The sequence below is a fragment of the Corynebacterium sp. HMSC074C04 genome, from assembly GCF_001838295.1.
Lineage (GTDB): Bacteria > Actinomycetota > Actinomycetes > Mycobacteriales > Mycobacteriaceae > Corynebacterium > Corynebacterium amycolatum.
On record NZ_KV836272.1, the window covers coordinates 581,078 to 589,939 of the forward strand.

Annotated in this window: 3 protein-coding genes; all 3 read left to right on the plus strand. The window is 58.7% G+C overall.

Annotated elements, in window-relative coordinates; all coding sequences use genetic code 11:
- Nucleotides 1-841: hypothetical protein (locus HMPREF3011_RS06920; protein ID WP_070841529.1), on the plus strand; the 841-nt coding region annotated here is incomplete at its 5' end.
- Between the two features lie 91 nt (nucleotides 842-932).
- Nucleotides 933-4,778 carry an ABC transporter ATP-binding protein gene (locus HMPREF3011_RS06925; RefSeq protein ID WP_235191242.1) on the plus strand — a complete coding sequence of 1,282 codons (3,846 nt, stop codon included), beginning with the start codon at nucleotides 933-935 and terminating at the stop codon, nucleotides 4,776-4,778.
- Between the two features lie 103 nt (nucleotides 4,779-4,881).
- Nucleotides 4,882-8,550, plus strand: a complete 3,669-nt coding sequence (locus HMPREF3011_RS06930; protein ID WP_070841318.1) for a multifunctional oxoglutarate decarboxylase/oxoglutarate dehydrogenase thiamine pyrophosphate-binding subunit/dihydrolipoyllysine-residue succinyltransferase subunit — start codon at nucleotides 4,882-4,884, stop codon at nucleotides 8,548-8,550.
- Nucleotides 8,551-8,862 lie beyond the last annotated feature (312 nt).

The following is an 8,862-nucleotide window of genomic DNA, read 5'->3' on the forward strand; positions in this document are numbered from 1 at the left end:
AACTCGCACAGTAACTGATGCAGTGAACTCAACCCCCGAAGCGATTGAACGTGATACCGGAAAACTGGGAACCCTTCTTATCCAAACCCTGGATAAGACCATGAGCTGGCAGTCATCTGCCATCACCGGGTACGTCAGTTCCCTGCACAAGCGCAAAAAAGATGAAACTCCGGCGCAGGTACAGGAACGTATTGATTCCCACTACCTGAACCTGGTCACCGGCACCGGTGGTGCAGCTGGGGGCAGCGCGGTTCTTCCCGGCGTCGGCATGATTACGGGCTTGGCTGCAGTTACCGGTGAATCGCTGCTGTTCCTGGAAGCATCCGCCTGGTACACACTGGCCTCAGCAACCCTGCGCAATATTGACATCACCGATCCACAACGCCGTCGCACGCTGATTCTTGCGGCCATGAGCGGTTCTGAAGGGACAGCTATTATGGCCTCCCTGCTTGGCGAGGAATCGCTGCGGAAGCAGACCAAAACTTCCGTGAATTCCCTACTGCCACGGCTTGGCGTTCCGCAGCTGGGTGCAGCAAACCGTCTGCTAATTCGCGAGGCACGCAAGCGCTTGATGAAGAACGCTCGTCTGGCCATCATCGGTAAGATTTTGCCATTTGGAATTGGCGCCGTGGTTGGGGCCTCCGCAAACCGCAAGCTCGGTGGCATTCTTATCAGCTCCACTCGCGCATCTCTGGGCCCACTTCCCCAGGATTGGTCGGACTTTGAACGAAAGCTACCGGCTAAATCCAACACCTCTGAAGACTCGAAGAAGGACTCAAAGTCATCGAGGTTCTCGATTCCCTCGGCGCTGAAGTGGCCGAAGAAAAAGAAGAATAAGTAGTTCCTCTTACTCCGATTACCCTTCAGCGACGTTTTTCAATGGAAGAGCGGTACCCACCATGGCCCAGAGCAAACCCCGCAGAACCTCTCCTATGAAGTTCTTGTGGAAACAGTCTCTTCACAGGCCACTACCGCTCTATGGTGTCGTTGTTGCAGCGCTAATCGTTGTCGGGGTGGAGTCCGTACTTCCGCTTCTCACTAGAGATGCCATTGATGTAGCAACGGGCTCGTCCGATGGCGGTGTCCCCGCGCGCCTGCTGCCGTCCCTAACTCCCCTGCAGGCAGTCATTTCCGTATTTCTGGCCATCGCGTTAGTACGCTTCATCGCCCAGGTGGGGCGCAGATTCTTCTCCGGCAAACTCTCCATTGATGTTCAGCACGACCTGCGACTAAAAATCCTTCGCTCCCTACAAAACCTCGATGGTCCAGCACAAGACCGAGTCAACACCGGCCAGGTTGTGTCACGGTCAATTTCCGACCTCCAGGCTGTGTCCGGACTACTGGCGATGCTGCCGTTGACGCTGGGGTCCGTCGTCAAGCTATTCATCACTATCGGCATCATGCTCGCCCTCTCGCTGCCCCTGACACTGGTCGGCCTCGCCGTGGTGCCAGCGATTGTCTACATTGCAGTGAATTCGCGTGACAAACTCCATGCCGCAACCTGGGCTGCCCAACAGCAAGCAGGCGAGATTGCCGGACAAGTCGAGGAAACCGTTTCCGGCATCCGTGTTGTCAAGGCGTTTGCGCAGGGTGACAACGAAGTTGTGAAGATGGAGCGTAACTCGTCTCTGCTCTATTCCCTCCGCCTGCGAGCGGCAAAACTCAGCGCTCGATTCCAACCGGCGCTGCAGTCGTTGCCGCAACTGTCCCTCGTCGGAAATATCGCGGTCGGTGGCTGGCTAGCGATTCACGGACACATCACCCTAGGCACGTTCGTAGCTTTTGCCACGTATCTCACCAGCCTGACTGCCCTGTCGCGTCTGGTCTCCAACATGGTCATCTCGATACAGCTGACGTCGGCAAGCATCGACCGCATTTCCGATGTCATCGACGCCCGACCAGACAACCCCGAACCCACCGACGCGCTTCCTCTCCCCGACGGCCCCGTTGGCATCAGCTTCAACCACGTCACCCACAGCCGTGGCGGACGCACGCTTATCGACGATGTCTCATTCTCCGTCGCGCCAGGGGCGACCTTAGCGTTGATTGGCCCACCGGGGTCCGGAAAGACTATCGCCACGGAGTTACTCGGCCGTCACTATCTGCCGGATTCGGGAACTATCACTATCGATGCGCCCAGCCACGGCACATCCACAGATACCGCGCGCACTCTCTCCAGCGACGTATATGACGCTATTACTGTCGTTCCGGACACTCCTTATTTATTTGCGGGCACGTTGCGCGAGAACATTGCATTCGCCAATCCCGCGGCGTCCCAGGAAGAGATTATCGCCGCAGCGACCGCCGCCCAGGTCAACTTCGTCGACGACCTGCCTCAGGGGTGGGACACAGCCATCGGCGAGCGCGGGCATAATCTCTCCGGCGGACAAGCTCAACGCGTGGCATTAGCACGGGCATTCCTCGCCCTTCCTCGAGTTTTGGTTCTCGATGACGCAACCTCAGCAATCGATGCTGCAACTGAGTTGGAAATCTTCAACGCGCTGACCTCACAGCTGGCGGATACGACTATCGTCATCGTGGCGCATCGATCTTCCACTCTCGAGCAGGCGGACCACATCGCCATTTTCGAAGACGGTGCCCTCACCGGCATTGGAACCAAGGCCGAACTGATTACTTCTCATCCGCGCTTCACCGAGCTGATGGACATCGACCAGAGTGCCTACCCCGAAATCGAAAACCTCGTTCTCGACCCCATCGACAGTGAGGACCCCAGCCCCGAGGAACTCTGGCCCGACGAATCCGCACCAACCTCCGACGACTCCACGTCAGACACCTCTGCGCGGCTTCCCGGAGGCGCCACTTCTCAAATGGCCCGCGGGGCTGGCCGAGCCGGAGGCGGTCCAGGTGGACCCGGTGGCCCTGGTGGTCCCGGTGGCCGCGGCGGCGGGCGTGGCGGCATGGGGGCGGCTCTCGCCAATGCTCCTGCGACGCCAGAGCTTCTCGAGCGTGTGCGAAACCTCCCACCCGCTAGCGAAAAACCGCGTGTACCAGCTCGAGCACTCGACAACTCCGAGCCTTTTTCTCTGCGCCGGCTGCTCTCCTACGTCCGCGGCCTATTTATAAGCGTCATTGCGCTGCTCGCCCTCATTGCCGTTGCCGATCTCGCGTTCCCCATGCTCGTGCGCTACGCCATTGACCACGGCATCCGTGAGCACAATGAAGCCGTGTTGTGGGCCTGCGCCGCAGGCGGTTTGGCGACAGTCCTCATCAGCTGGATTGCCGTAGCCACAAATGCTGTTATTACTGCGCGTACTGGTGAGCGGCTGCTCTATGCCCTGCGTGTGCGCTGCTACCGTCACCTGCAGTCGCTTGGCATTAACTACTTCGAGGCCAATCGCTCGGGTGCCATCATGACGAGGATGACAACCGACATCGACGCGCTGTCGTCGTTCCTACAAACGGGATTGGCAGAGGGCGCGATTGCCACGTTCACTCTGCTCGGTGTCTCAGTGCTGTTGCTTGCCACACAGGTGTCACTCGCCGCGGTGGCGTTGGCGACGCTTCCCATCATTGTGGCGGCCACCCTGGTATTCCGCCGAATCTCCTCGCGCCTATACAAGGCTGCACGCGAGCAACTTTCCTTGGTCAACGCTGATTTCCAGGAGACCATTGGTGGGCTTCGCGAGATTCAGATGTACCACCGCGTCGCCGATATCGAATCTTCCTTTGCCGAGGAATCCGATAAGTATCGCGCAATTCGTCAGCGAGCACAGCTGGCCGTGGCCTTATTCTTCCCCGGCATCAACTTCGTCTCTGAGTTGGCAACAGCTGCGGTGTTGGCTGTCGGCGCCCAACAGGTTGCTGCGGGAACTACGACGCCCGGCGTACTCGTCGCCTTCACGCTATACCTGGGAATGCTCTTTGGCCCGATTCAGCAGCTGTCCCATGTTTTCGACGGCTACCAGCAGGCGAAGGTCGGTCTCAATCGCATTGGTGACCTCCTACAGACCGCCCCCATGCCAGATTACGGCACTACTGACGGCGCGTCCCGTGCAGCCGCTGGCGACCTGCGCTTAGACAAGGTGACTTTCTCCTACCCCGCCGCCAACTCTGAGCACGAACGCCCGCAGGTCCTCGATGCTCTCGATTTGCAGATTCCTGCCGGAGAAACAGTCGCAATTGTCGGGTCCACCGGTGCCGGAAAATCAACAATCATTAAGTTGTTTGCCCGTTTTTACGATCCAGTTGACGGTGTGGTGCGAGCCTCTGAAACTGACATCCGCGACTTCCCTCTTAACGATTGGCGACGCCCCCTCGGCTATGTCCCCCAAGAATCACACCTATTTTCGGGGACAGTAGCAACAAATATTTCCTACGGTCTGCCGGACAGCAGTCATGCTGAAATCCAGCAAGCCGCGAAGAATGTCGGCGCTCTCAGCACCATTGCCAGCCTGCCCGGTGGCTTCCACCACCCCGTCGGCCCAGATGGCCGAGGGCTCTCCTCCGGACAGCGTCAACTCATCGCACTCGCTCGTGCCGAAATGATGCGTCCTGAACTGCTGCTTCTCGACGAGGCCACCGCGACACTCGACCCTGCAACAGAGTCGGCAATCCTCGAAGCCACTGACCGTGCGTCGCGTCAACGCTCGGCAATTATTGTGGCCCACCGCCTGGCTACGGCTGCTCGGGCCAACCGGATTTTGGTACTTGACCACGGGCGTATTGTCGAGGACGGCTCCCATGACGAGCTTCTCGCGGCGGGTGGCCAATACGCAGAGCTCTGGAGCAAGTACCATATGGGGAGCGCGACGGTGTAGTAATTCAGAATTTTCGTTATCCTTGAATGACACTTTGACGCTTGCGCTCATTAGAATAAACGTGAGTTAGTAAAACTAAGACGAAAAGAGGCGAGTACCTGCCGTGAGCAGCGACATGAGCTTCGGCCAGAACGAATGGCTGGTCGACGAGATGTACCAGCAATTCCAGAAGGATCCACAGTCTGTGGGTCAGGAATGGCGCGAATTCTTCGCAACCCACACCCCGTCCCAAAAGGGCGAGGACCTTTCCAACATGGCAAAGCCCGCAGCAGCCACGAAGGAGGAAGCAAAGGCAACCGGACGTCGTGAGTCCAAGGGGGTCGAACCAACCAAGACCCCGAACAAGCCGTCGTCTCCGAAGCCGAAGAAGTCCCCGATGGATGCAGCAGCCAAGGTTTCGGCTGTTGAATCCGGCGAGGAGCCTCTGAAGGGCGTCGCACGGGCTATCGCTAAGAACATGGATGTCTCCCTGGAGATGCCGACTGCTACGTCGGTTCGCGATATGCCGGCACGTCTGATGTTTGAAAACCGCACTCTGGTTAACAATCATCTGGCACGCGCCCGCGGCGGCAAGATTTCCTTCACCCACATCATTGGTTACGCCATGGTGAAGGCTGTCATGCTCCACCCGGACATGAACAACAACTACAAGGTGGTTGACGGCAAGCCAGTTCTGGTTACCCCGGAACACATTAACCTCGGCCTGGCCATTGATATGCCAGCTAAGGATGGCTCTCGTTCTCTCGTAGTTGCCGCTATCCGTGAGTGTGAGACCCTGACCTTCAAGCAGTTCGTCGACGCCTACGAGGACATCGTCGTTCGTGCTCGCCACGGCAAGCTGACCGGCAAGGACTTCCAGGGTGTCACCATTTCCCTGACCAACCCGGGCGGCATCGGTACCCGCCACTCCGTCCCGCGCCTGACCAAGGGCCAGGGCGCGATTATCGGTGTCGGTTCCATGGATTACCCGGCTGAGTTCGCCGGTGCTTCCGCTGACCGTCTGGCAGAGATGGGCATCGGCAAGCTGGTGACCATCACCTCTACTTACGACCACCGCATCATCCAGGGTGCAGAGTCCGGTGAGTTCCTGCGTACGATGAGCAACCTGCTCGTCGACGACAAGTTCTGGGACCACATCTTCCAGACCATGCGCGTCCCGTACACCCCAATCCGTTGGGCACAGGACCTGCCGAACACGGGTATCGACAAGAACACCCGCGTTATGCGTCTGATTGAGGCCTACCGCTCCCGCGGTCACCTGTTGGCTGACATCGACCCGCTGCGTTCTGACCAGCCGAATACTTCCGCTCCGAACCATGCTGACCTCGATATCGAGGAGCACGGTCTGACCCTGTGGGATCTGGACCGCACCTTCAACGTCGGTGGTTTCGGCGGCAAGGAGACGATGACGCTGCGCGAGGTGCTTTCTCGGCTGCGCAACGCATACTGCCTCAAGGTCGGTTCCGAGTACGCTCACATTCTCGACCGCGAAGAGCGCGAGTGGTTGGAAGAGCGCCTTGAGGGCGGCCAGCCGAAGCCGTCCCACGCTGAGCAGAAGTACATCCTGCAGAAACTGAACGCAGCTGAGGCATTCGAGAACTTCCTGCAGACCAAGTACGTCGGGCAGAAGCGCTTCTCCCTTGAGGGTGCAGAGTCGCTGATTCCGCTGATGGACTCCGCCATCGATACCGCTGCTGGTGCTGGCCTGGATGAGGTCGTCATCGGTATGCCACACCGCGGTCGACTGAATGTGCTCGCAAACATCGTCGGCAAGCCACTGCGCCAGATCTTCACCGAGTTCGAGGGCAACATCGACCCGGCACAGGTCGGCGGTTCTGGTGACGTCAAGTACCACCTGGGCACTACTGGTCGTCACATCCAGATGTTCGGCGAGGGCGAGATCGACGTCACCCTGACTGCGAACCCGTCCCACCTCGAAGCCGTCAACCCGGTCGTTGAGGGTCTTGCTCGTGCACGCCAGGACAAGATCAACAAGGGCGAAGAGGGCTACTCCGTCATGCCGCTGCTGCTGCACGGTGACGCTTCCTTCGCCGGCCTGGGCATTGTCCAGGAGACCCTGAACCTCATGTCCCTGCGTGGTTACAAGGTCGGCGGTACCGTCCACATCGTGGTGAACAACCAGATTGGCTTCACCACTTCACCGGACTCCGGTCGCTCCTCCTACTACGCAACCGACATTGCCAAGGCATACGGCTGCCCGGTCTTCCACGTCAACGGTGACGACCCGGAGGCTGTCGTCTGGGTCGGCCAGCTGGCTGTTGAGTACCGTAACCGCTATGGCAAGGACGTCTTCATCGACCTGGTCTGCTACCGCAAGCGCGGCCACAACGAGGCCGATGACCCGTCCATGACTCAGCCGATGATGTACAAGATCATCGACGAGAAGGAAAGCGTTCGCGCTCAGTACACCGAGGATCTCATCGGTCGCGGTGATATCTCCGAGGAAGAGTACGAAGCAGTACGCCGAGACTTCCACGACCAGATGGAAGCGGTCTTCAACGAGGTCCGCGCAGCTCAGGACGCAAAGCCGGGCGAGCAGCACGGTATTGCAGGCTCCCAGCCGCTGCCGCATGGACTCAAGACCGGCATCGACAAGGCTGAAATCGTCGAGATTGGTCAGGCTTACGTCAACCTTCCTGAAGGCTTCAAGATTCACCCACGTGTTGCGCCGGTCGCTAAGAAGCGCGCGGAGATGACTCAGGAAGGTGGCATCGACTGGGGTATGGCCGAGCTGCTGGCAATCGGCTCCTTCACCGGTGCTGGCATCGACGTCCGCTTCGCAGGTGAGGATGTCCGCCGCGGTACCTTTACCTCTCGCCATGCAGTTCTGATTGACTCCGAGGACGGTTCGGAATACAACCCGATCGACGCCTACGGTAAGTCCAAGAACGGTGGCCGCTTCATGATCTACAACTCGGCTCTGACCGAGTACGCAGGCATGGGCTTCGAATACGGCTACACCCTGGGTAACCCGGATGCAGCAGTGTTCTGGGAGGCACAGTTCGGTGACTTCGCCAACGGCGCTCAGACCACTATTGACCAGTACGTTTCCTCGGGCGAGGCTAAGTGGGGTCAGACCTCCAAGCTGATTCTGCTGCTTCCGCACGGCTACGAGGGCATGGGCCCGGACCACTCTTCGGCACGTATCGAGCGCTTCCTGCAGCTCGCAGCCGAGGGTTCCTACACCGTTGCTCAGCCGTCCGAGCCGGCTAACTACTTCCACCTGCTGCGTCGCCACGTCCTGTCCGACCTGCACCGTCCGCTGGTTGTGTTCTCTCCGAAGTCGATGCTGCGCAACAAGATGGCAGCGTCCGCTGTCGAGGACTTCACCAACCCGAACAAGTTCCGCTCGGTCATCGATGACCCGAACTTCGAGTCTAAGGGCAAGTCCGGCATCAAGACCCTGCTGCTCTGCTCCGGCAAGATCTACTGGGAGCTGGAGAAGAAGCGCAAGAAGGACAAGCGCGACGACATCGCAATCGCTCGCCTGGAGATGCTGCACCCGTTGCCGCACAACCGTCTCCGCGACCTCTTCGAGTCTTACCCGGATCTTGAGGAAGTCCGCTGGGTCCAGGATGAGCCGGCTAACCAGGGCCCATGGCCATTCCTGGCACTGAACCTCCCAGAGGCTCTGCCGGATATGCCGAAGCTGACTCGTGTTTCCCGCCGTGCGCAGTCCTCCACCGCAACTGGTGTGGCCAAGGTCCACCAGATTGAGGAGAAGGCTCTTCTGGAAGAGGCTCTTAAGTAGGTCTCGCGAGACCGCGGTGAAGTCGCGTGATTGAGAACACCGCTTCACCAGGTGGTCTTCACTGGTGGTCTTCACTGGTGATCAAACGCTAAGGGGCTCCAACCACTCGGTTGGAGCCCCTTAGTCGTTGTCTAGCAATTGTCAGACGCACAGTAGATAAGGGTTAATAGACAGAATGCGTGTCCGGTCGGCGTGTTACCGGGTCGGCACCATTTACTACTTAGTCCTCAATGCGAGTTACTGACTGCGTTTATGACAAAATGACCTGAAAAATGGCATGAAAATGTCATAAACTCGCACAGTTTCACATTT

Coding starts and splice junctions, on each gene's coding strand:
- HMPREF3011_RS06925 (WP_235191242.1), top strand. CDS start 933: ATGAAGTTCTTGTGGAAACAGTCTCTTCACAGGCCACTACCGCTCTAT.